The organism is Caulobacter sp. GW821-FHT12D05 (assembly GCF_058807295.1).
The window spans coordinates 271,241-293,879 of the sequence record NZ_JBXAQO010000001.1 but is presented as its reverse complement, the minus strand read 5'-3'; the positions used below and the strand labels follow the sequence as shown (position 1 = coordinate 293,879).

The 22,639-nt window shown below is 68.9% G+C and carries 16 protein-coding genes and 1 pseudogene; 6 read left to right on the top strand and 11 right to left on the bottom strand.

Annotated features, from left to right (window positions below):
* Positions 1-120: 120 nt before the first annotated feature.
* From AC1RRR_RS01320 to AC1RRR_RS01295, 6 genes are all read right to left on the bottom strand, one after another.
* Positions 121-1,203, bottom strand: coding sequence for a FecR family protein (locus tag AC1RRR_RS01320; protein ID WP_492809911.1), 1,083 nt, complete (start codon positions 1,201-1,203; stop codon positions 121-123).
* Positions 1,200-1,679, bottom strand: a complete 480-nt coding sequence (locus AC1RRR_RS01315; protein ID WP_492809909.1) for an RNA polymerase sigma factor — start codon at positions 1,677-1,679, stop codon at positions 1,200-1,202. Before AC1RRR_RS01315 ends, AC1RRR_RS01320 begins: the two co-directional genes overlap by 4 nt.
* A gap of 117 nt (positions 1,680-1,796) precedes the next feature.
* Positions 1,797-3,224 carry a CapA family protein gene (locus AC1RRR_RS01310; RefSeq protein ID WP_492809907.1) on the bottom strand — a complete coding sequence of 476 codons (1,428 nt, stop codon included), beginning with the start codon at positions 3,222-3,224 and terminating at the stop codon, positions 1,797-1,799.
* Positions 3,225-3,238: 14 nt separating this feature from the next.
* Positions 3,239-4,888, bottom strand: a complete 1,650-nt coding sequence (locus AC1RRR_RS01305) for a M61 metallopeptidase family protein (protein ID WP_492809906.1) — start codon at positions 4,886-4,888, stop codon at positions 3,239-3,241.
* Positions 4,889-4,903: 15 nt separating this feature from the next.
* Positions 4,904-6,337 (bottom strand): CapA family protein, encoded by a 1,434-nt coding sequence (locus AC1RRR_RS01300; protein ID WP_492809904.1) that lies wholly within the window; start codon positions 6,335-6,337, stop codon positions 4,904-4,906.
* An 11-nt stretch (positions 6,338-6,348) separates the two neighbouring features.
* Positions 6,349-8,010 carry a M61 metallopeptidase family protein gene (locus tag AC1RRR_RS01295; RefSeq protein ID WP_492809902.1) on the bottom strand — a complete coding sequence of 554 codons (1,662 nt, stop codon included), beginning with the start codon at positions 8,008-8,010 and terminating at the stop codon, positions 6,349-6,351.
* A gap of 198 nt (positions 8,011-8,208) precedes the next feature.
* Here AC1RRR_RS01295 and AC1RRR_RS01290 point away from each other — a divergent pair, with 198 nt between their 5' ends.
* The 6 genes and pseudogenes from AC1RRR_RS01290 to AC1RRR_RS01265 all read left to right on the top strand — a co-directional run bounded on the left by AC1RRR_RS01290 (position 8,209) and on the right by AC1RRR_RS01265 (position 14,564).
* Positions 8,209-9,429: an MFS transporter gene (locus AC1RRR_RS01290; RefSeq protein WP_492809900.1), complete on the top strand. Its 1,221-nt coding sequence runs from the start codon at positions 8,209-8,211 to the stop codon at positions 9,427-9,429.
* 10 nt (positions 9,430-9,439) lie between these two features.
* A complete protein-coding gene (locus tag AC1RRR_RS01285) occupies positions 9,440-10,657 on the top strand; it encodes an aminotransferase class V-fold PLP-dependent enzyme (protein WP_492809898.1) in 1,218 nt (405 codons plus the stop codon).
* On the top strand, positions 10,654-12,141 hold the full coding sequence (locus AC1RRR_RS01280; RefSeq protein WP_492809896.1) for a M20/M25/M40 family metallo-hydrolase: 1,488 nt from the start codon (positions 10,654-10,656) through the stop codon (positions 12,139-12,141). The genes AC1RRR_RS01285 and AC1RRR_RS01280 overlap by 4 nt, the downstream gene beginning before the upstream one ends.
* Positions 12,138-12,398: pseudogene (locus tag AC1RRR_RS01275) on the top strand (hypothetical protein); the annotation flags it as partial. The gene AC1RRR_RS01280 and the pseudogene AC1RRR_RS01275, both read left to right, overlap by 4 nt.
* 61 nt (positions 12,399-12,459) lie before the next feature.
* Positions 12,460-13,077 (top strand): ornithine cyclodeaminase family protein, encoded by a 618-nt coding sequence (locus tag AC1RRR_RS01270; RefSeq protein WP_492811732.1) that lies wholly within the window; start codon positions 12,460-12,462, stop codon positions 13,075-13,077.
* Positions 13,078-13,484: 407 nt separating this feature from the next.
* Entirely contained in the window at positions 13,485-14,564 is a 1,080-nt protein-coding gene (locus AC1RRR_RS01265) for a radical SAM protein (RefSeq protein ID WP_492809894.1), read from the top strand.
* Positions 14,565-14,827: 263 nt separating this feature from the next.
* On the opposite strand, the gene AC1RRR_RS01260 is transcribed toward AC1RRR_RS01265, so the two are convergent.
* Genes AC1RRR_RS01260 through AC1RRR_RS01240 form a run of 5 tightly spaced genes read right to left on the bottom strand, consistent with a single transcriptional unit; the run spans position 14,828 to position 22,482 of the window.
* On the bottom strand, positions 14,828-16,012 hold the full coding sequence (locus AC1RRR_RS01260; protein ID WP_492809892.1) for an SGNH/GDSL hydrolase family protein: 1,185 nt from the start codon (positions 16,010-16,012) through the stop codon (positions 14,828-14,830).
* The gene (locus tag AC1RRR_RS01255) at positions 16,012-16,764 is read right to left on the bottom strand and encodes an SDR family NAD(P)-dependent oxidoreductase (protein ID WP_492809890.1); all 753 of its coding nucleotides are present in this window, start codon (positions 16,762-16,764) and stop codon (positions 16,012-16,014) included. The genes AC1RRR_RS01260 and AC1RRR_RS01255 overlap by 1 nt, the downstream gene beginning before the upstream one ends.
* Before the next feature lie 3 nt (positions 16,765-16,767).
* A complete protein-coding gene (locus tag AC1RRR_RS01250) occupies positions 16,768-18,057 on the bottom strand; it encodes an MFS transporter (protein ID WP_492809888.1) in 1,290 nt (429 codons plus the stop codon).
* Positions 18,058-18,067: 10 nt separating this feature from the next.
* On the bottom strand, positions 18,068-20,281 hold the full coding sequence (locus AC1RRR_RS01245) for a heparinase II/III domain-containing protein (RefSeq protein ID WP_492809886.1): 2,214 nt from the start codon (positions 20,279-20,281) through the stop codon (positions 18,068-18,070).
* The gene (locus AC1RRR_RS01240; RefSeq protein WP_492809885.1) at positions 20,278-22,482 is read right to left on the bottom strand and encodes a polysaccharide lyase 6 family protein; all 2,205 of its coding nucleotides are present in this window, start codon (positions 22,480-22,482) and stop codon (positions 20,278-20,280) included. The genes AC1RRR_RS01245 and AC1RRR_RS01240 overlap by 4 nt, the downstream gene beginning before the upstream one ends.
* Positions 22,483-22,639 lie beyond the last annotated feature (157 nt).

Genomic DNA, 22,639 nt, shown 5'->3' with positions numbered 1-22,639 from the left:
GGTCGCGACCGTCGCAAAGCATGATCGCCTGAAATCGGGGGGGGAGGCGATCCGGGGGCGGGACAAACTCATCGTCCCAGTCTCGACGCTGTCGCGCGCGAGCTTGGCCAAAGTACGGGCCTAGCCCGGCTTAGCCCGGGCGGCGCCCGCATAGAGCGCTATTCCGTCGCCCGATGTGCGCGCTTGCACGCCAAAACCCAGGGCCAGTCCCTGCACGAGCGACTCCGTGTCGCCCGCCGGGAAGACGCCTGAGATTCGCATGCGCCCCGTCGTCGCGTTCCCCACCGACAGCGGCTTGGCCGCGTAGCGGTTCATGCGCTGCACGACGATGTCCAGCGGCTCGTCATTGAACACCAGGAGCCCCCCCTCCCAGGACAATGACCGCTCTGGATCCGTTGGCTCCAACAGCGCCTCCTGCGTCGCCAGTTGGGCGGGCGAGCGATCCGGCATGATCAGCTCGCGGCCAGGCGTCAGCAGCCGATCGGCGGGCGCGCCGCCCACCTCGATCGGTGTCTCGCGCGCGGTCTCGGCATTGCCGCCTTGGGCGGCGCGCTTGAGCACCGCCACATGGCCCTCGTAGAGCACCACCCGCACCTGAGCGTTGATCAGTTCGACGCTGAAGGCTGTGCCGGTGGCAACCACCATCTTGTCGGCGGCGCTGACCGAGAACGGCCGCAGCGCGTCCTTGGCGACATCGAACTTGGCCCGACCGTGTTCCAGCCACAGCAGACGCTTGTCGCCGGTGTAGCGGACCTTCACGACGGTGTCGGCGTCGAGGGAGATCTTCGAGCCGTCCTTCAGGGCGACGACACGGCGCTCGCCGACGCCGGTCTCGTAAAGCCGCGGCGTCTGCCACGCCCACAGCCCCCCGGCGCCCATCGCCAGGACCAGCGCCGCGGCGATCAGGCCGCCGATGCGCTCGCGCGTCAGGAACGGCCGCGTCCCCCGCCGCATGCTGCGGCGCGCCGAGGCCAGGGCCTGTTCGCGCAGGGCCGTCATCGGCTCGGCGCTGGCGTAGCGGTCGACCGAGCGCCACGCGCCCATGATCTCTTCCAGCAGCTGGCCGTGGCGCGGATCGGCGTCGAGCCAGGCGTCGAAAGCGCTCTGCTGCTCGGCCGTCAGCTCGCTGTCGGCCAGGCACATGGCCCAGGCGGCCGCGGCCTCGACGGCGGGATCGGCGGATTGGCTCGAGAAGGCGCTCACTGGTCGCCTCCTAGTCGTTCGCGCAGCCAGGCGCTAGCGCGAATGACGTGCTGCTCCACGGTCCGGACCGAAATCCCGAGCATGTCGGCGATCTCGCGCTGCTTCATGTTTTCCAGGCGAAACAGGATGAAGATCGTGCGCGTGCGCTCGGGCATTTCGCGCAGGGCGTTGACGACCGTGGCCAGGGACTGACGCCCCTGCAGGACGCGGTCGGGGTCCAGCTCCTCCACCCGCGTGGCCTCGTTCGCGCCGAGCCCCTGCTGATAGACCGCCCTCACCTTCATTCGACGTCCCCGGTCGCGCAGCAGATTGGCCGCGATCTGGAACACGTAGCCGTCGGGCCGCGACGCGTCGATGGCCGAGCCGCGCTCGGCCACCCGCATCAGCACTTCCTGCGTCATGTCCTCGGCCTCGGAGTGGTTCCGGATCCGCCGCAGGAAAAACGCCATCAACGCCGGCCGGAAGCGCTGGCTCATGGCGTTGGCGACGGCCTCGGTGTGGGGCTGCAAAGACTGGGGCTCCGGCGGAAGACAAGGCTCTCGCCCAGTATTACGCGCGGCGTCTCCACATCCACATGCCGTGTCGTCGCAGGGTCAACGGATGCGGATCACGCCCACCCCGTCCTTGACCTGGATCCTGGTCCCGAATTGATCGGAATCCGCCTGCAGCTCGGCCAGGATGCGCGTCGCGGTCTCGCCCTCGGCCAGGCGCGGCAGACCGCGTAGTTTGCGATCGCCGCCGCCCGTCAGGTCCAGCGGATAGAGCCGGACCTGCTTCTCGCGGCCCCGGGCGTCGTAGTCGACCACCGCGATCACGCCTTCCAGCCAGCGCGCCGGCGTGCCCCCGCCATCGCCGCCGCCCGATCCGGGCTTTGGCGGATGGCCGTCCAGGTCGGGCCACATGCGGAAGACCGTCTCCTGCATGGCCTTGATCTGGGCCTTCAGCATGAACAGGCCCATGCCGTAGAGGATCGGCTTGCCCTTGTAGATTTCGATGCCGCGCAGTGCGTGCGGCCCGCCGCCCTGGATCACGTCGGCGCCGGCGTCGACGCACTGATGGAACAGCTTCAGCAGGAAGTCCGGCGGCGCGGGCGTGTCGTCGTCCAGGCCCGTCGGGCTCTCGTGGGCATGGATGGTGAAAACCACCAGATCGGCGGCGGCCTTGGCCTCGCGCACAGCCCGCAACAGGGCGGCCTGGTCATAGAGCTCCATTTCGTAGGCGATGCGAGGACCCGAGCCCGGGATCGGGGCCAAACGATAGATCTCGCCGCCGAACTCGATATCGCGCGCGTCGGGCTTTGGCGCCGGCGCCAGCGGCGAGGCGCGCTCGGTCGCCAGGGCGCGAGCGGCCGCCAGTTGCTCGGCGTTGACCAGGTTCACCTTGCGAAGGCGCAGGGTGCTGATCCCCGGTCGGGCCGGCACGCCCCCGTCGAAGGCGTCGTTGGCCCCGGCGTTGACCTTGAAGGTCGAGGCCGTCGACACCAGCGCGACCTTGCCCTTGGGCGTGGTCATGATCCCGGCCCTGCGCGCCTCGGCCAGGGTCAGGCCGCTACCGGAATGGACGATGCCAGCGCCGTCGAGCAGTCGCCCCGCCTCGATCACGCCTTCCCAGCCCCAGTCGGTGGAGTGGTTGTTGGCCATCGAGACCATGTCCACGCCCATGACCTTCATGTCGCCGGCCAGCGAGGCCTCGCCGTACATCTGGCCGTTGCCGTAGGGCTGGCCCTTGAAGGTCGGCAGGTCGAGGATCACGCCCTCGCGGTTGCCGATGGCGACGTCGCCGCCACGCACGATCTCCAGCGCCTTTTGGAAAGGCGGATCCTCGATGTCGGCGGTCGGGCGCGAGTTCAGCAGGTCGCCGATCGCCACCAGGCTGAACGGCCCCTTGATCGAAGCCGGCTTGGCCGGGGCCTTCAGATAGTCCTCAGGCTCCTTGGACAGCTTGACGGCCTGGGCCAAGACCGGACCACAGGCGGCGGACGCCAGGAGGCCGAGCGTGAAACGGCGGGACAGCTTCGACATGCTCTTCCCCCGGCTCACTTGCAGGCGCTCTCGGGAACGTCGGTGCGCTCCCATTGATAGGCGTCGCGCAGCTCGCCGCGCGGCAGGTAGCTGATGTCGAAGGTCTGGTCGCCGCGCGTCACATGCATGGTCGCCATCATGTTCGGGTCGCGCAGGATGCCGTCGGTGCTGAACTGGTAGCTGATCTTGTCGCCCTCCTTCAGCCCGGCCTTGGCGGCGTTGGAGTCGGGGCGCAGGTTCTCGACCACCGTGCGGCGTCCGACCTCCTCGGGACCGAAGCCGAGATCGAAGCGCCGGATCTTCACCGCCACGCGCCGGAAGCAGGGTCCGTAGTCGTCGGACTCCGGAACCAGGGTCGCCTGGCCGGTCATCATGCCCTTGTGGATCGCCGGACCTTCATCGCCCAGCTCCTTGCGAAGCATGTCGATCCAGGTCTGCTCGGTGATCTCCTTGCCCTCGCGGTCCAGCTGGACCATGGCGCGGATCAGGTCGTCGACCGACCGCTTGCCGCCCGAGGCGCGCTTGATCTTGCCGTTCAGCACCGCGAAGTAGATCGCACCCCGGTCATAGGACAGCACGTTGTAGCGCAGGTCCGACCAGAACTTCGGCAACACCTCGCTGTCAGGCGCGTGCATCACGTCGTTGGTGTAGTAGCGCGCCGCCGTCAGGTTGATGTCGGCCAGACGCTTCTCGATCGGGAACAGGCCCGCGCGCCAGGACAGCTGGGTCTGGTAGTAGACGGCGTTGCCCTCGCTGTACCACTTGCCGATGTCGGCGGCGGTCCAGGTGTGGGTCATCTCGTGGCCAAGCAGATACTGCACGCTCTGCGGGGTGGTGTCGGGCTTGTAGCCGATGGCGAAGGACATCGGCGCGGCGACGCCGTTGCCGGCGGGATTGTCGCGCATGAAGACGTGGTAGGGCAGTTCCTTCGGGTCGGCGAAGAACCGGCTCATATAGGCGTGCAGCTTGCTGGCCCACTGCATGGTCGCCTTGACGTCGAAGGTCGGGCTGCCCGTCCACACGGCGCTGAACGCCCCCTGCGGCGGATCGGGCTCACGCTTGATCTGACCCGCCATCATCATCGCGTAGGTCAGGCGGGTCAGTGGCATCGACGCGATGTCGACATTGCCCTCGCCCAACGCCGTGACCGCGCTGGAGCCGGCCGGCAGCGCCGACAGATCCCAATCAAGCACGAAGTGGTAGCGGGCGGGCGTCTGCGGCGGCAGCACGAACAACATGTTGGCGATGCCAAACAGGCCGGGTCCATCGACGTGCGGGATGGTCGTCAGCCCGCCGCCAACAGCGTTGTCGATCGGGCGGCGATAGCGCACGACCAGCTTGCCCTCGACGTCGCGGCTGGACGTCCAGGCGCGCGGGCCGCCGCCGGCGTCGACCAGCGGCACGGCGCCGTGATCGTCCGTGACGGCGAGGTCCTCGACCAGGAACTTGCCGCGGATGCCCGGCGCGCCATTCAGGTGGGTCAGCAGCGTCTGGCCGGCCGGGACCTTCGTCCCCTCGACGGTCAGGACGACGTCCAGCATGGCCGTGCCCTTGGCGGGATCCAGCTGGGACGGCTTGACCTGCAGCTTGAACAGCGGGTCGGCCAGGGCGGGCGTGGAGGCCAGGCTCGCGACGGCGAGCGAGGCCAGGAGGAAACACTTCATGACGGCCTCTTGCGATCAGGGAATGCGGATGACGCCGACCGAGCCCTGGATTTCGATCCGGGTGCCGAACGGGGCGGAGAACTTCTGCAGGTTGGCCAGGATGCGCTGGGCGTTGGCCGGGTCGGCGAAGTACGGCATGCCGCGCCGCATGGGCTCGTAGGTGTTGCCCAGGTCCAGCGGGTAGATCTTCACCGTCGTCGCCTTGCCGCCGGCGTCGTAGTCCACGGTGGCGACCATGCCGTCGTACCAGGCGGCCGGGTTGCCGCCAGGCCGCACCGAGCGCTCGGCCGGCGGCGGCGGCGGTGCGTGGCCGGTCGCGTCCGGATAGACCTTCAGCGCGCTCTCCTGCAGGGCCTTGATCTCGCCCCGGATGAAGAAGGCGCCCAGGCCGTAGAACACCGGCTTGCCCTTGTAGATCTCGATGCCGCGCATGCCGTGCTGGCCATGGCCGAGGAAGGCGTCGCTGCCGGCGTCGATCGTGTCGTGCGCCAGGCGGACCAGGAAATCGGGCGGGAACGGATCGTCGTCGTCGAAGCCGGTCGGGCTCTCGTGGGCGTGGATCGTGAAGGCCAGCAGGTCGGACTGCGCCTTGCCCTCGCGCACCGCCTTCAGCAGGGCCGCGTGGTCGTAGAGGTCCATCTCGTAGGTCAGGCCCTGCTTGTCGGCCAGGCGGTAAAGTTCCTCGCCCAGCGTGATCTCGGTCGCCTCGGGCTTGGGCGCGGGCTTGTTGGGCGAAGCCAGCTGGGTCGCCAACAGGCGCACCTTGGCCAGCTGGTCGGCGGTGACCAGATTGACCTTTCGCAGCCGCAGGGTGCTGATCCCCGGCCGGGCCGGCACGTCGGCGAAGCGGTCATTGGCCCCGGCGTTGGCGCGGAAGCTGGAGGCGGTTCCCACCAGCCCCACCCTGCCCTTCGGCGTGTCGAAGAAGGCGGCGCGACGGGCCTCGGCCAGGGTCCTGCCGCCGCCGGCATGGACGACGCCGGCCTCGTCGAGCAGGCGCTGGCTCTCCAGCAGGCCCTCCCAGCCCCAGTCGGTGGAGTGGTTGTTGGCCATGGTCAGCATATCGACGCCCAAGGCCTTCTCGTCCTTGGCGAGGGCGGCTTCCCCCCACAGCATGCCACTGCCGTAGCCCTGCCCCTTGAAGGTCTCCAGGTCGAAGAACATGCCTTCACGGTTGGCGATGGTGACATCGCCGCTGCGCGCCAGAGCGAAGACCTTCTGCATCTCTGGATCGGGCCGGTCGGCGACCGGGTGCGAATAGAGCTGCTCGCCCAGGGCGACCAGGGTGAAAGGCCCCTTGATGCTACCCGGCTTGGGCGGTGTCTTTAGGAAGTCCTGCGGCTCGTTGGACGGCCTTTGCGGCTTAGGCGCGGCGTCCTGCGCGAAGGCCGGAACGGCGGTCAGGAGCGAGGCGGCCAGCAGGGCCGATAGGAAACGGGTTTTGGTCATAGTCTTCCCCCTCATTTCTTGCAGGCGGTTTCGGCGACGCCGGGGATGCGCTCCCACTGGTAGGCGTCCACGGCCTCGCCCCGCGGCAGGTAGGTCAGCGGGAAGGTCTTGCCGTCGCGGGTGACCTGGTAGGTCAGGGTGCGGGCGACGTCGCCCTGCACCGCGTCCATGGCCACGCCGTAGGCGATCTTGTCGCCGTCGCGCAGGCCGGCCTTGGCCGCCTCGCTGCCGGGCTTGAGGCCTTTGATGATCTTGTCGGGCGAGACGATCGAGCTGGGATCGAAGCCCAGGTCGAAGCGGCGGATCTTCCTGGTCGTCCGACGGAAGCACGGCCCAAAGTCGCCGGACTCCGGCAAGATCAGTTGGCCGGCCATCATCGCCTTGTGGACGGCCGGGCCGTCCTCGCCGATCTCCTGGCGCAGCATGTCCAGCCAGATCGCCTCGGTGATCGGCTGGCCCGCCCGCGCGCGATCGACCATCGTCAGGATCAGGTCGTCGATCGAGCGCTTGCCGCCCGAGGCGCGCTTGATCTTGCCGTTCAGCACCACGAAGTACATCGCGCCTCGGTCATAGGGCAGGACGCGGATCCGGGTATCCTCCCAGAAGCGCGGTCCGACCTGGTCCTCGGGCGTGTTCGCCAGCAGGTTGGTGTAGTAGCGGCTGGCCGTCTTGTTGACGCCGTCCAGATATTGATCGGTGGTGATCAGGCCCGCCCGCCAGGGCAGAAGCTCCTGATAGAAAACCGCATTGCCCTCGCTGTACCACTTGCCGATGTCGGCGGCGGTCCAGGTGTGGGTCATCTCATGACCCAGGATCGACTTGATACTCTCGCCGGTGACGCCCTTGCCCCAGGTGATCAGGAACGAGTGCGGATAGGCCGCCCCGCCGCCGGCGTTCATCGGGTTGTAGCGTGCGAACACGCGGTAAGGCGGCTCGGTCTTGTCCTGGAAGAAGCCGCTCATCCAGGTGTGCAGCTTGGCGGTCCAGGCCATGGCCGGAACGGGATCGAACGGCGGCTGGCCCGTCCAGACGGCCGAGAACGGACCATGGTCGGCGCGCTTGATCGTCCCAGCCATGAAGACCACGTGGCCGAAGCGGTTGGCGGGGCCGGCGGGTAGCTCGACATCGCCGTCGCCATAGCTGGACACCCCGGCCGCGCCCGGCGCCATGGCCGACAGGTCCCAGTGCAGGGCCATGCGGTAGTCGCCCTTGAGATTGGGCTGGGCGACCAGGGCCACGCCCTCGGCCGAGAGCCCATCGCCGTCGATGCGCAGATTGATCGGCGGCCCGCCAGCCACGGGCGGCACGTTCTCCAGCGGCAGGCGATAACCGATCGTCAGGTCGCCCTTCACCGGCCGGCTCGAGGTCCAGCCCTTGCCCCGGGCCTCGACCAGCGGCACGGCTCCGGCGGAGTCGGTGACGACCATGTCGGCCACCGGCTGCGGACGTCCGGCGCCCGGAGTCGAGGTGGCGAAGTTGAAGACGGTCTCGCCGGCCGGGATATCGACAGCCTCGGCGGTGACGGTGATCTTCACCTCGCCCTTGTTCTCGGCCTCGCTGATCTTGCCCGGCGCGATCGTCGCTCGCATCAGCGGCGCCTGCGCCTGCGCCTGCGCCTGGCTCGCTCCCGCCAGAAGCGCCACGGCCGCGCTGGCCGCCAACCATTTCGACATCGCAGATCCCCCGTTATGCGACCTGAGCGCATGGCCAAGCCTTCATCGGGTAATACGCCCCGCCCTCGAAAACCCCGGCGTTCGGCGATCATTGAAATGCGCATGCGGATCGTCCGGGCGCCCGCGTATTAGTTTCGAGGGATCGCGATCGCCTCGGCGGGCTGACAAGCCGTGCGAGGACGCGTCTTGGGGGAGATCATGAGCGACACATCCGGGACCGGAGGCCGCCGCAGCGGCGCGTCCACTATCTTCATCTGTTTTCTGGCCGCCTTGCTGGAAGGCGCCGATATCGTCTCGATGGGCCTGGCTGCGCCGTCTGTGGCCAAGGCCTTTCACTTCAATCCCGCGCAGGTCTCCTACGTGCTGACCGCAACCATCGTCGGCCTGATGGTCGGGGCTGCGGCTGGCGGACGCCTGGGCGACTGGATCGGCCGCAAGCGGGTGATGATCGGCGCCTTCGCGGTGCTGGGCGTGTTCTCGATCCTCACCGCCCACGCCGGCGACCTGATCCAGTTCACGGCCATCCGCTTCCTGGCGGGCCTGGGCATCGGCGCGGCCTTCCCCAACCTGATCTCGATCGCCGCCGAGGCCGCCCGCTCCGATCGCCGCGCCACGGGCGTGGGCCTGATGTTCGCCGGCCAGCCGACCGGCGGTATGTCCCTGGGCCTGTTCGTCGCCAGCCAGGCGGGCCAGCTGGACTGGACGCAAATCTTCTATATCGGCGGGATCGCGCCGCTGTTGCTGCTGCCGGTGCTGATCTTCGCGCTGCCGGAGTCGGAGACCTTCCGCCAGGCCAAGGACGGCGCCGAGCGCGCCAAGCCGCCGTCGATCGCCGTCGCCCTGTTCGCCGAAGGCCGCGCGGTCATCACCCTGCTGATGTGGGTCGCCTACGGTTTCACCCAGGTGGTCGTCTATCTGATGAACAACTGGCTGCCGACCCTGATGGTCGCCAAGGGTTTCAGCCCCCAGCAGGCGGGCATGATCTCAGCGATCGAGAACGCTGGAGCGGTGCTGGGCTGCATCGTTCTGGCCATGATCACCGACCAGGGTCGCCTGCGTAGCGTGCTCATCGTCACCTATATCGCGATCGCGGCCGGACTCTGGGGCCTGGGCGCGGCGCACGGCTTCTTGCCAGTGGCCGCGGTCGGGATCGTCGTCGGCTTCTTCGCCATCGGCGGTCAGCTGGTGCTCTACACCCTGGCGCCGGGCTACTACCCGACCCTGGCCAGGGCCACCGGCGTTGGATCGGCTGTGTCGTTCGGCCGGCTGGGCGGCATCGCCGGCCCGCTGGCGGCGGGCAAGCTGCTGGCCATAGGCCTGGCGCCGGCCGCCGTGCTGCTGGCCGCGACCCCTTGCGTGGCTCTGGCCGGATTGGCGGCCGTCGGCCTGACCTTCGTCCGCAAACCCGACGCGCTCTGAGGAGGCTCTGTTGCGAGGATCCAAGCCCAGTCGACGCGTCCTGCTGGCGGGAATGCTGGCCGCCGGCCCGGCCACCGCCGTGGCCAAGACCGCGAAGTCGCCGCCCCCCTCGACGTCCCTCGACGTGCGCGCCGACTTTCCGATCATCGGCAATGGTCGGACATTCCTGAACTCGGCCTACATCACGCCGATCCCGCGCCAGGTCGCCGCGGCGACCGCCGAGTTCGCTCAGGCCAAGGCTATGCGGCCGATGGAGGTGGGCGAGCTGCTGCGCGGTTGTGAGAAGGTGCGCGGTCAGTTCGCGCGGCTGATCAACGCCTCGCCCGACGAGGTCGGCCTGCTGTTCTCGACCGCCGAGGGGGAAAATGTCGTCGCCAGCGGCCTCGACCTGAAACCCGGCGACAATGTCGTCATCGACGATCTGCACTACGACACCGAGTTCGTCCTCTATCGCCGTCTGGAAAAAACCCGCGGCATCCAACTGCGCATCGCCCGCAGCCGCGGCGGCGCGGTCGAGGCCAAGGACTTCGAGCCTCTGATCGACGGCCGCACACGACTGGTCTCTGTCGCCTGGGTCTCGCATCGCAACGGCTTCCGCCACGACCTGCGGCCGCTGTGCGACCTGGCCCACGCGCGCGGCGCGCTGGTCTATGCCGACGCCATCCAGGCAGTCGGGACGATCGCCGTCGACGTGAAGGCGGCCGGCGTCGATTTCCTCTGCGCCGGCGGCTACAAGTGGTTACTGGCCGGGTGGGGCGTCGCGCCCTTTTACGTCCGCCGCGAGCTCTCCCAGCGTCTGGCGCTGGATCGCTACGGCGAGTTCCATGCCGACAAGGAATTGCCCGACGGCGACTTCCAGATCGACGCCACCGCCCGCCGCTTCGACTATTCCAGCCGTGCGTTCGGCGAAGCCCACGCCCTGAGCGCGGGCCTTTCCTATTTGGAAGGTGTCGGCGTTCCGAACATCGAGGCCCACACCGTTAGCCTGGCGCTGGATCTGCAGAAGGGCCTCGCCGCCCAGGGCCACCGGCTGGCGACGCCGACGGGCAACCGCTCGCCGATCGTCGCCTTCGAGACACCCCAGGCCTTGGACGCCGCCCGCGCCGCCTTCGCCGCCGCCAAGATCGACGTCACCGTGCGCGGCGGCCGCGTCCGCATAGCGCCGGCCCTGTTCAACACCGCCGAGGAGATTGCCCGATGCCTGGCCGTCACCAGGAGTCTGGCATGAGACGCTTCCTCCTGGCCGCGGCCGTATTGGCCGTGGCGACCGCCGCTCATGCCCAGACCGCCTCCACAGCGCGTATGGCCGTCGACATCGCCGCCCTGTCGGCTAACGACATGGAGGGCCGCTTCCCAGGCACGGCGGGGGAGACCAAGGCGCTGGCCTGGATCGAGAAGGCCTTCGCCGCGGCCGGGTTGAAGCCCGCCGGCGTCAAGGGCTGGCGTCAGCCCGTACCGTTGGTCGCCCGTATGCCCCAGAGCGGCCGCCTGACCGTCCGCGCCGGCGGCCAGATCCTGGACCTCTCCGCCGATGTCATCCTGCTGGGCGAGGCCGCGCGCGAGACGATCGTCGACGCTCCCCTGGCTTTCGCAGGCTATGGCGATCAAGGCGCGGACCTTGCCGGCGCCTTGGCCCTCTATCGCGACGCCGACAGCCCGGCCGAGACTGCGCCCCAGCCGCTGGACGCCACGACCCGCACGGCGACCCTGAAGGCTAGCCGCGCCCGCGCGGCGCTGGCCATCCTGCCCGACGCGGCTTTCGACAAGCGCAAGGCGCGGATCTTTCCCGCCCTGCAGCTGCCGCAGGACCAGGCCCTCTCGATCCGAGGCTTCATCCGCGAGTCCGCCGCCCGCCGGCTGATCGCTGCGGCCGGCGGCGACCTGACCGCCCTCGATGCGGCGGCGGCCAGACCGGACTTCCGACCGACGCGGCTCGCGGCCCGTCTCGACGCGACCGCGACGACGAGCGTCCGCCGGTTCATCTCGGCCAACATCGTCGGCCGCATCCCAGGCTCGAAGCCCAGCGCGGGCGCGGTGCTCTACACCGCCCACTGGGACGCCTTCGGCCGGTGCCGGCCGGCCGAGCCTGATCCGATCTGCAACGGCGCGGTCGACAACGCCAGCGGCGTCGCGGGCGTGCTGGAGGTCGCGCGCCTGTTCCGCGCTAGCCCACGACCCGAGCGCGACATCCTGATCGTCGCCACCACGGCCGAGGAGCATGGCCTGCTCGGCAGCCGCGCTTATGTCGCCGCCCCGGCCGCGCCGCTGCCCAGCACGATCGCCTCGATCAACATCGACACCATCGCCCTCTACGGCAAAGGCCATCCGGTCGGCTATGTCGGCGCTGGTCTCACCGATGCCGATCCCCTGTTGACCCGCCTGGCCGCCGACCAAGGCCGGGTGCTAGATCCCGGCGGCGGCGCGCGGTTCGTCTACAAGAGCTCCGACGCTTGGCCGCTGCTGCGCGCCGGCGTCCCGGCCTTCGTGTTGTCGAGCGTGATCTCGCGCGCCGGACCGGACAAGGGTCAGGCCTTCGTCGACTTCATCGGTAAGCGCGTCCACACCCCCGCCGACGAGTTGGCGCGGGACGTCGACCTGACCGGCGCGGCCGAGGACGTCGACCTCTCCTACTGGGCGGGGCTGGCCTTCAGCCGCGCCGACGCCAAGCTGGACTTTCAGCCCGCCTCGCCGTTCCAAAGACCCGTCCGATGAAGGTCATCGACGCCGAGACCGTGCGCCGCCAGCTGACCCTTGCCGCCTGCATCCCGCTGATGCGCGAGGCGATGATCGCCTTCTCGACCGGCCAGACCCGCCAATTGCTGCGCGCGGTGATCCCCTTGGCCGACGGCCACATGTTCGGGATCATGCCCGGCGCGCTAGCGCCGGACGGGGTGTTCGGGGCTAAGCTGGTCAGCGTTTGGCCCGAGAACTTCGCGGCCGGCAAGCCCTCCCACCAAGGCGTCGTCGTGCTGTTCGACCCGGTCAGCGGCGCGCCGACCGTCGTCGTCGACGCCGGGGCGATCACCGCCCATTCGCACCGCGGCCGCGAGCGCCGTCGCCACCGACGCCCTGGCCCTTCCCGACGCCGCGCGCCTGGCTGTTCTAGGCTACGGCGAGCAGGCCGAAGGCCATGTCCGCGCCCTTTCGCGGGTCCGGTCGCTCCACGAAATCCGTGTCTGGGGACGAAACCCCGAGCGCGCCGCGGACTTCGCCCGAGGGATGACGGCCGAGACCGGCCTGGCGATCACCTCCGCGCGCACCGTCGAAGCCGCCGTGGACGGCGCGGACATCGTCTGCGCCTGCACCAACGCGAGCGAACCCATCCTGCGCGGCCGCTGGCTGGAGCCCGGTGTCCACGTCAACCTGGTCGGCTCCAGCGTCGCCGGTCCCGCCGAGGCCGACGAAGACTTGGTGGCCATGTCTCGCTTCATCGCCGACAGCCGGGCCGGCGTCCTGGTCCAGGGCGCGGAGTTCTTGCGAGCCAAGGCCGCAGGCCGCGTTGCCAACGACCATATCGTCGGCGAGATCGGTGAAGTGCTGGCCGGCTCCATTCCGGGCCGCGAGGGCAAATCGCAGATCACGGCCTATAAATCACTCGGTCACATCGTGCAGGATTTGGCTGCGGCAGCCTACCTCGCGGGCGTATGACGCTTAATAACAGGCCTGTTGGCACCGATAGCTGACCTTGGCGCGCCTCCAGGAAGGCGAGGTTCGAAACTAGATCTCAACCGCCGCTCACGACCCGTCTCGGACTCTCGATGCTTCCGCTAACCGGCGAGTGTCGGTATCGGTGCCCCCCGTCACGAGGGCAGGAATGATGGGGATAAATGGAGGGCGAGTGATGCACGCCGGGGTTGACAAACCCTTTTGCTCAAACTTAGCATAACTCATGCCGCCGGGCGGGCCGTGATGATCCGCGCCGCGACACCCAACGCTTCGCCCTAAAGTGCTCGGCCGCCAAGGTCGACGGCGTCTGGATCGACCACACCCTGGCGCAGGTACGCGCGTGCAGCCAGGCGGTCTGAGGTTTCCGCTTTCGATCAGGAGAATTGCCCGTGACGCACTCCGCTGAGACCGACCGTCGCCTGATCTTGCTGTGGCGGGTCTTCGACGACTGCAACCTGTCGTGCCCGTTCTGCGCCTACGACAAGCGGCTGGGCGGGCCTCGCCACGCCGTGGATCCCGGCCGGGTGGAGCGGGTCGTCGACCTGCTCGGCGACTGGCGGCGAGCCTATGGCCGTCCCGTCCTGCTAAGCTGGCTCGGAGGCGAGCCGCTGATGTGGGCGCCGCTGGCGGCGCTGAGCGCGCGGGCCGCCGAGCAGGGCCTGGACCTCAGCCTGACTACCAACGGAACTCTGCTGGGGTCGCCCAGGGTTCGCGAGGACCTGGTGCGGCGCTATCGCGAGGTGACGGTCAGCATCGATGGCCCCGCCGTCTTTCACGACGCGATGCGCGGCTGGCCGGGGGCGTTCGACAAGCTCTCGCGCTACGTCCCGGCGCTGGTGGCCGACCGCGACGCCGCCGGCGCAAGGCTGAAGGTCCGCGCTAACGTGGTGCTGATGCGTGACAACATCGCCGATTTCGAAGCCCTGTGCCGGACCCTGGCCGGCTGGGGTGTGGACGAGATCAGCTTCAATCAGCTCGGCGGCCGCGACCGGCCCGAGTTCTTCCCCGATCATCGCCTGCGTCCGGACAACGTGACGTTCCTGGCCGGGCTACTGCCGGGGCTGCGGGCGGAGCTTGCGGCGCGGAGGACGGCCCTGGTGGGCGGGGCGGCCTATGTGGCGCGGATCGCCGACACCGTGGCGGGCCGGCCGCTGCCGATTGACGACTGCCGGGTGGCCGAGCGCTTTCTATTCATCGACGAGGCGGGCCGCATCGCGCCGTGCAGCTTCACGCCGCAGCACTTCGCGCTGTCGGTCGACGAGTTGCGCGAGCCCTCGGACTTGGAGGCGCTGCCGGGCCGGCTGCGCGAGCTGCAGTGGCGAACGCCGTCGCGCGACTGCGCCGACTGTCCCAGCACCCAGCAGTTCGCCAAGTTCGAGCCGCTGGGCGCGGGGGCCGGATCGTTCGCCCAGCGCCCGGACCGCCGCCGCGAGGCGACGGTCCGGACCCGTGCTAGACTAGGCGCTTGACCGGGGCGTGTGCGACGACGCCGCTGCTGGCGGGGTTCCACCCTGCCCCGTCATTCGGCGCGTCCGCTAGTGTGGCCGGGCAGCGCCAATTGCTGCCGTCGCGCGCCTCCGGGGACAAGACGTTCAGGCTAGTTTGACGCCGATCTTGAACCTTATGTTCGCGACGACGGCTCGGCCACGAAGGAAAGCGTCGCCTGCGTGGAAACACGCACTGCTTAGCGGTGCGGGAGTCTATGGGAGCTTACTCAAGTCGTTCGGCGCCTTCATCGCGTCGCGCAAGGTGTTCCTGGCCCCATTAACGTCGACAGGTCGATGGCGTCGGCCATCGCCGCATAGCCGTGATCATTAGGATGCAGGCGATCATCGCGGACGAAGTCCTGTCGCATCGCCTCGGGCTTGGCCGGGTCCAGCGTCGCCTTGTCGAACTCCGCCACGCCATCGAACGCCCCGCCCTTGCGGATGAAGGCGTTGAGGACCTGGCGCGCGGCCTCTGAGCGTTCGTCGAAGCGCTCCGAGCCACCAAAGGCCGTCAGTGTGCCGCCGATGACCTTAATCCCGCGCAGGTGCAGGCGGACGATGACCTGGCGGTAGGCGGCGATCACTTCCTCCGGACTGCGGCCGGGATGGGTCGGGTCGCCGTCGTGGCGGATGTCGTTGATGCCCTCGATCAGCACCACGTGGGTGACGCCAGGCAACGACAGCACGTCGCGGTCGAGGCGCGCACGGACGTTTGGGCTGCGGCCGTCACGCACCATCTGGTTGCCGCTGATGCCGGCGTTGACGACGACATAGGCGCCGGGACAGGCCGCCTCGAGCCGTCGGCCCAGCACCGAGGGCCAGTCGGCGTCGGCGCCCAGGGTCGAGGTCGCGCCTTCGGTGATCGAGTCGCCCAGCGCCACCACCACCGCCGGCGACCTGTCGCTCAGGCCGTAAACGGCGGAGATGAAGCTCTGGCGACGCTCCAGCGTGGCGTCGGGGGAGACCGGCGCATTGCCGGCGCCCAGCCGCACCGCCGTGCGCCGGACAACGCCGCGTGTCGGTCCCGGCGCATGCACGCTGACCGTCAGCAGGTCGGCGCGCCTGACCTTGATCGACAGCGGATCGCTGACCAGGGCCACGCCTACCGGTACGATGACGTCGCGCGCGCCGTCGAAGGTGACGGGAACCGAGCGGCCGTCGGGACCTGCAGCGGTCATGCCGTCCAGCGCCAGGGGCTCCTGCCCCACCTCGTTGCTGATGCGCAGGCGCACAGCCTTGGCCGCCAGGCCCATGCGCAGGTCCTGACGGATCGTCTGGTCCTGGTAGCCGATGGGCGCCTTGGCGGCGTCGACGTCAAACCGCGCCGGGGCTGCGGCCGCGGTCCAGGCCGGCCGCCAAGACTCCTGGGCGAAGGCGGGCGGGCCGGCCAGCGCCAGCAACAGCGCGATCGCGACCGGCCCGCGCCGCATCACGAGAAAAACATCCCGCCATTGATGTCGATGTTCGCGCCAGTCACGAACGATGAGGCGTCCGAGGCCAGATACGCCACCGTCTCGGCGACCTCCTCGGGCCGCCCCTGGCGGCGCAACGGGGTGTTGCCGGCCACCGCGGTGCGGACTTCCGGCTTGGTGAAGGTGTCGTGGAAGCTGGTGGCGATCATACCTGGGCACAGGCTGTTGACCCGCACGCCCTTGGGGCCCAGCTCCTTGGCCATCGCGCGGGTGAAGGTCATCAGCGCGCCCTTGGACGTCGCGTAGATCGAGGCCCCCGGCCCGCCGCCGTCCCGCCCGGCCTGGGACGAGAAATTGATGATCGACGAGCCCTCCGGCATCAGCGGCGCGACCGCCCGCGTCATGAGATAGGCCGACTTCAGGTTCAGGGTCATGACCTTGTCGAAGAACGCCTCGTCGATCTCGGCGAGGGGACGCCGCTCGACCATGCCGCCAGCCAGGTTGACCAGGATGTGGACCGCGTCGCCATAGGCCGCCTTGGCCGCCGCGACCAGGGAGTCGACGCCCTGCGCGGTCGTCACGTCGGCGCGATGCACGATGGCCTCGCCGCCCGCCGCGCGGACGCTCTCCAGCGTAGTGGCCGCGCTGGCCTCGTCATTGGCGAAGTTGATCACGACCTTCGCGCCTTCCCGGGCGAGCACACGGGAGACGTCGCGGCCGATGTCGCGGCCACCGCCGGTGACGATGGCGACCTTGTCCTTGAGGCGCATGAGCTAGTCCTTCAGAGTCTTGGAGGTGGCTGGTTGGACCGGCGCGATGCGACCGGTGACGAACCACAGGGAGAGGATGGAAAGGGGAACCAGGGCCGCGACCAGGATAAAGATCGGGCCGTACGAGACCTTGGTCATCACCGGCACCAGCCAAGTGGTGATCAGCGTGCCGGCCACGGCCGCCATGCCGCCGACGCCGGCCAGGGAGCCGACCGAGCGGCCGTCGAACAGGTCGCCAGGAATGGTCTGGATGTTGCCGATAGCGATCTGGAAGCCCAGCAGCACGCCGGCGATGACCAAGACCGCCAGGGTCGGGTCGGTCATGTTCGGGGCCACCATCAAGCACGGGATCATGATCGCGCCGCCTAGGGTGACGGTGATCTTGCGGGCCAGGCCTGGCTCACGGCCGGCCTTGATCAGCGCGCCCGACAGCCAGCCGCCGACCATGCTGCCGATCATCGCGCCCACGTAAGGCACCCAGGCGAAGATGCCGATCTGCTTGATATCGAAGTGGAAGGTCTCGGCCAGGTAGATCGGCAGCCACGAGACGAACAGCCACCAGATCGGGTCCAGGAAGAAGCGCGACAGGATCACGCCCCAGCTCTGGCGGTGCGACAAGAGCTGGGCCAGGGTCGGCACATAGGCCGGGGCCAGGGCCTCGTCCGTCGCGTGCGCCTGCGGCTTGTCGAGGATCAGGGCGCGCTCGGCGGCGCTGACCCAGGGGTGGCTGTCGGGACCTGCGCGGTAGATCACCAGCCAGGGCAAGAGCCAGACAAAGCCCAGCACGCCGATCAGCAGGAATGTCCCCTTCCAGCCCAGCCACAGGAAGATCACGGCGATCAGCGGGGCCGAGATGATCGCCCCGACCGAAGCGCCGGCGTTGAAGATCCCTTGCGCCAAGGCGCGTTCCTTAGCCGGGAACCACTCGGCATTGGCCTTAACCGCGCCGGGCCAGGCGCCGGCCTCGCTGACGCCCAGCATGGCGCGGAAGACGCTGAACGACAGCACCGAGCTGGCCAGCGAATGCAGCATGATCGAGACCGACCAGAACCCGATCGACAGCGCGAAACCCAGCCGCACGCCGATGGCGTCGAACAGCTTGCCGAACACGAACTGCCCCAGGGCGTAGAACAGCATGAAGATGGTGACCAAGAGGGCGTAGTCCGACTTGGTCGCGCCCACCTGCGGCGCGATCTCAGGCCACATCACCGCCAGGGCGTTGCGGTCGATGTAGTTGACCACGGTGGCCACCGCGATCAGGCCGATGATGACCCACCTCATGCCGGACTTCATCGTCATCTCCTCAGCGGTCGAACCGGGCGTAGGGCCCTGTCCACGCGTAGATCTGGCCATCGACGCGAACGGCGTGGGTCGCGGCCTTGGAAGGCTCGTCGGCCACGCCCAGCGCCAGCTTGCGACCCGAGGTCAGGGTCAGGACGATCACCTCGGCGTCGGCGCCGCGCAGGCGGGCGATGTCTCGGATCTGGCTGGTCGCGCCCGACACCGTCTCGGCGGTCGGGTCATAGGCGCCGTGCGGCTCCAGCACCGAGAAGAAGCTGGCGTCGGCCTGGCCCTGCATCCGCTGGATCAGCGCCGGCTCGCGCCGCAGGTTGAACTTGGGATCATTGGCGCCGCTTTCGACCAGCAAGGCGCTGGTCGGGGCCGAGGCGCCGAAGTGGTAGGTGTAGAACCGCTGGCCCAAGAGCCAGGTCAGGCTGCGCGCCTTGTCCGAAGGCGGCGAGACCGCGTCGACCCACAGGTGCTGATAGCCGGCGTCCTGGCCCAGCACCGGCCGCTCGCGCACCGAATGCTCGGCGTCGAAGGCGGTGATGACCTGGCCGTTGAAGTGCAGCGGCAGGTCGTAGTCGGCCGGCTTGGCGCCGTGCGCGCGGAACAGATCGATGACCACCGGATAGGTAAGGTCGGGATGCTCTACCATGGCCAGGGTGCGGGTCAGGACGACGCCGTCATAGGCCTTGTCGATCCGCGCCGAGGCGATCTGCAGCCCCTCGCCGGCCTGGTAGAACAACGGCGTGGTCGGATGCTCCTCGCCCACGCGCCAATCGGCGCCGAACTGGCTCTTGCCGTCCACGACGAGTGTGTTGTGGGCCACGGTCTGCATGGCCCAGCTGTCGTTCTCGTCCAGATAGCCGCCGCCGCCCTTGGCCTCGACATTCAGGAAGCGGGCCGCGCCATAGTCGCGCACCACCGTCTGGCCGTTGTCATAGAACAACCAGTTCAGGCGGTCGAAGTGGCCGTGACCTTGCCCTTGCTGGGTGTTCTTCATCACCAGCGCCTGGCCGTTGGCGCCGCCGCGACGCAGGAAGACCAGATCGCCGAGGTCGCCGTTGGGGCCGTCGCGCAGCGCCATCGAGCGGAAGTCGAAGGGCTTGGCCCCGCCGCCGGCGACGCCTTGCGCCACCGCCAGGCCGTCGGGCGACAGCAGGGTGCGCCCCTGCGCCTTGGCGATGGTCAGCAGGCCAGGATCCTTGGTCTGCGAATAGGCGACGGCGACGCCGGTGACGATCTCCTCGGTGTCCAGGCCCTTGTCGGGCATGGCGTCGTTGATGGGAAAGAGCTTGCCCGCGTAAGACGACTGGATCACCGCGTCGACGGCCTTGAGCAGCACGCCGTCGCGCCGCTTGAAAATGCCGCGCTCCGGCTCGTTCTGCTGGATCGCGCGGGCGAAGATGATGAACGGCGCCAGGGCGTAACGCTGATAGTACGGCCCCTCGGCATAGTAGCCGTCGGGCGAGAACAGCAAATCCACCTGGCGCAGGAAGCCGGCCTTGCCGTCGTGCTTGGTTCCATTCAGGGCGCGGTCGACCAGCTCCGGGTCGCGCAGCACATAGCCGGTCATGCCAACCCCGGCCGTGGCCCAGGTGGCATGGTTGTGGATGCGGTCGAAATAGGCGGCGTTCTTGCCTTCGGACAGGAAGGCGGCCATGCGCCGAAAGACGTCGTCATCGATCGTGCGGCGCTGCTCGGGGGTCAGGGTGTCGCGGATGGCGTCGTAACCCTGCGCGCCATAGACCAGCCAGACGGAGTCGTTCAGCGCTTGCCAGAAGAGGCGCCCCTTTACCGACGAATTGCCGGCGGGGTGGTCCTTCAGGGTCGGATAGAGCTTGGCGTAGGCCAGCAGCAGGTCGCGGGCATAGTCGGCATAGGCCGCATCACCGGTCAGACGGTACAGCGCGCCCGCGCCAGCGATGGCCTTGTAGTTGGCCTTGTGTTGCTCGTGGGTGACGCCGCCGCCCAGGTCGCGCGGTTGCGGAACCTTGATCCCGGCGGCCATGGCGGCGCGGACCTCGCGCTCAACCCGCTGCTGCTCGGCCGCGAACATCGGATACCGCTGGCCCGCCTCGCGCATGGCGCGCCACTGCTCGGCGGTGACCAGCATGGGCTTGGCGTCGTCGATGCGCGCGGCCACCACGGGCTTGGCGGCCTGGGCCAGCACGGCGCCCGGGACGCCGGCCGACAGGGTCGCCAGCAGGGCGATCAGGACCGGACGGTTCATGGGGCGGTCTCCAGCGGCGGCACGTTGGTGACCAGGTCGGGCGTCTTCTCGAGCGCGTTGCCGCTCCACACCAGCACCGGGGCGCCCACGCGGCGGAAGAAAGTCGGGGCGCCGCTGTCGACGAAGCGGTTGCCTTTCGCCTCCGTGCGTTGGACGCCATAGAGCTTGACCGCGCCGCCGTCCTTGCCACTGCGCTCGAAGGTCGAGCCGGTCAGGGTCAGGCGCGGACCGAAGGTGCTTTCGTCCGTCCCGCCGCGATAGAGATCGAGCACCGGCCCGGCCACGTCGCGGAAGGCGCTGTCGATCACCTCGACCACCTCGGCATTGTAGGTCCCCAGGTCCGCCGTCTCGGTATGGGCGGCGATCACCGAGCCTGTGGCCTTGTCGACCGTGACGCGCTCCAGCCGGATGCGGTCGGCCAGACTGCCAGGCGCGGCGGCGAAGACGTTGAAGCTGCGGTTGACGGTCAGGTCCTGGAACGTGGAGTCCTCGACGACCAGCTGGTACTGCGCCGCGCCCTGCCCGGCCCTGATCACGGCGGCGCCGGCGACGTCGGGCGCCAGGGCGCCGGAGATCGTCACGTGCGACAGGCGCAGCGCGCCGCCACTGGCCATCTCGAACAGGTTTGGCCGCGCGAACTGGATCTCGGCCCGCCCGTTGGCCGGCCCCTGGACGGTCACGGCGCGGCTGACGCCGATGACCTGGTTGACGATATAGACCCCGGCCTGCAGCGCGACACGGTCGCCCGGCTTGGCCGCCGCGATGGCGCGGGTCAGGGTGTCCTCACCGGGCGCGGCGCTGACGACCGCGCCGCTGTCGAGGGCGGCGACCGGCGTGGTCTTGGGATACCAGCTGACGCCGGTGTCCTCGCGAGGGATGTAGGTCAGGTCCGCGCGAACGCCGACGCCCTTCAGACCCTTGGGCAGCAGCAGCTGGCCCTTGCCGCGCTCCAACACCACCTTACGTCCCACCACGCCCGGCAGGGCCTTGCTCGCCACCGGCGCCTGGACGTTACCGGTGAAGGCGACGCCACCCATATCGCCCTTGACCAGGATCGGGTCGCGACCGTCGCGATTGACGATCAGGTTGCTGGCAAAGCGGCTGTTGATCGGCGGCGCGGAACGCTCGGCGTCCATGCCGGCGCCGAACGCCATCTCGCGGGTGTCGACCAGGCTGTTGTTTTCGATCACCGCGCCGTCGACCTGGACGTAGCGGTTCACCGGCGAGTTGGGCACGCCGTACATGATGGTCAGGGCGCTGCCGAAGTTTGAGCCCGCCAGGCCTTCCATGTAGTTGTCGCGGACAGTGTTGCGGCGGTTGATCACCCGCACGCCGCCGCTGTTGGGCGCGCCGTTGCCGAGGAAGACATTGCCCTCGACCAGGTTGCCGTCGCCGTGCCGCAGCACCAGTGCGCCCTGGGACTCGAAGAAGACGTTGCCGCGATAGACGTTGCCGCCGGACTTATTCGAGACGATCTCAACCTCACCCGCGCAGTGCTCGAACCAGTTCTCCGACACGGTGGTGAACGAATCCGAGGTCGAGTCGTGGCTGGTGCCGACCCGGATCGTCTCGCCGCCGTTCGAGCCCAGCACGGGGCGGCGGCCAAAATAGTTGTGGTCGATGGCGTGACGGTTCTCAAGCCCCTGCTCGGCGTCTCGGATCACCACCAGGGTCGTGCCGGCGTTGGTCTTGCCGGTCAGCTGATTGTGGTCAAAGCGGTTGTGGTGGCCGTACAGCGCCACCCAGTTGTCGCTCTCGGCGCGATCGGGCTTGGAGAAGCCGTCGATCACCACGCCGGTCACCCGGCTGTAGTTGGCGCGTTCGGTGCGCGACTTGCGAAACGACAGCACCTCGCCGGTCGGGGAAAAGCCGTCGCGGAACACCAGGTTCGAGACGACCAGATGCTCGCCGGCCAGGCTGAGGTTGGAGCGGCCCGTCAAGATCACCTTGCCCGGCGTCTGGGCCGTCAGGGTGATGGGACGCCCTTCGACGCCCTTGCCGGTGAAGACGACCCGGAAGTCGCGCCACTCACCGTCGGCCAGGGTCAGGGTGTCACCGGGCTGCAGGCGCGCGACGGCCGCGGCGAACTCCGCCGGGGTCCGCGCCAGGGCGGAGTCGGCCAGGGCCAGGGACGGCGCGCCGCCACCAGCCGCCGCGACGCACAGCGCGAGGAAGGACCGCTTCAGACCCGGCTTCGACATCGTTCCTCCCGCGACGGATCTTCGTGACCTCTAGCCTGACGCTAGAAACTTGCGACCAACCCGTCAACCAGATTTCCAGACCAATATTCACGCCAACTCGACATTCTCCGGATTATCACGGTAGGATTACGGCCGAGAAATTGGTTGACAGATCCGA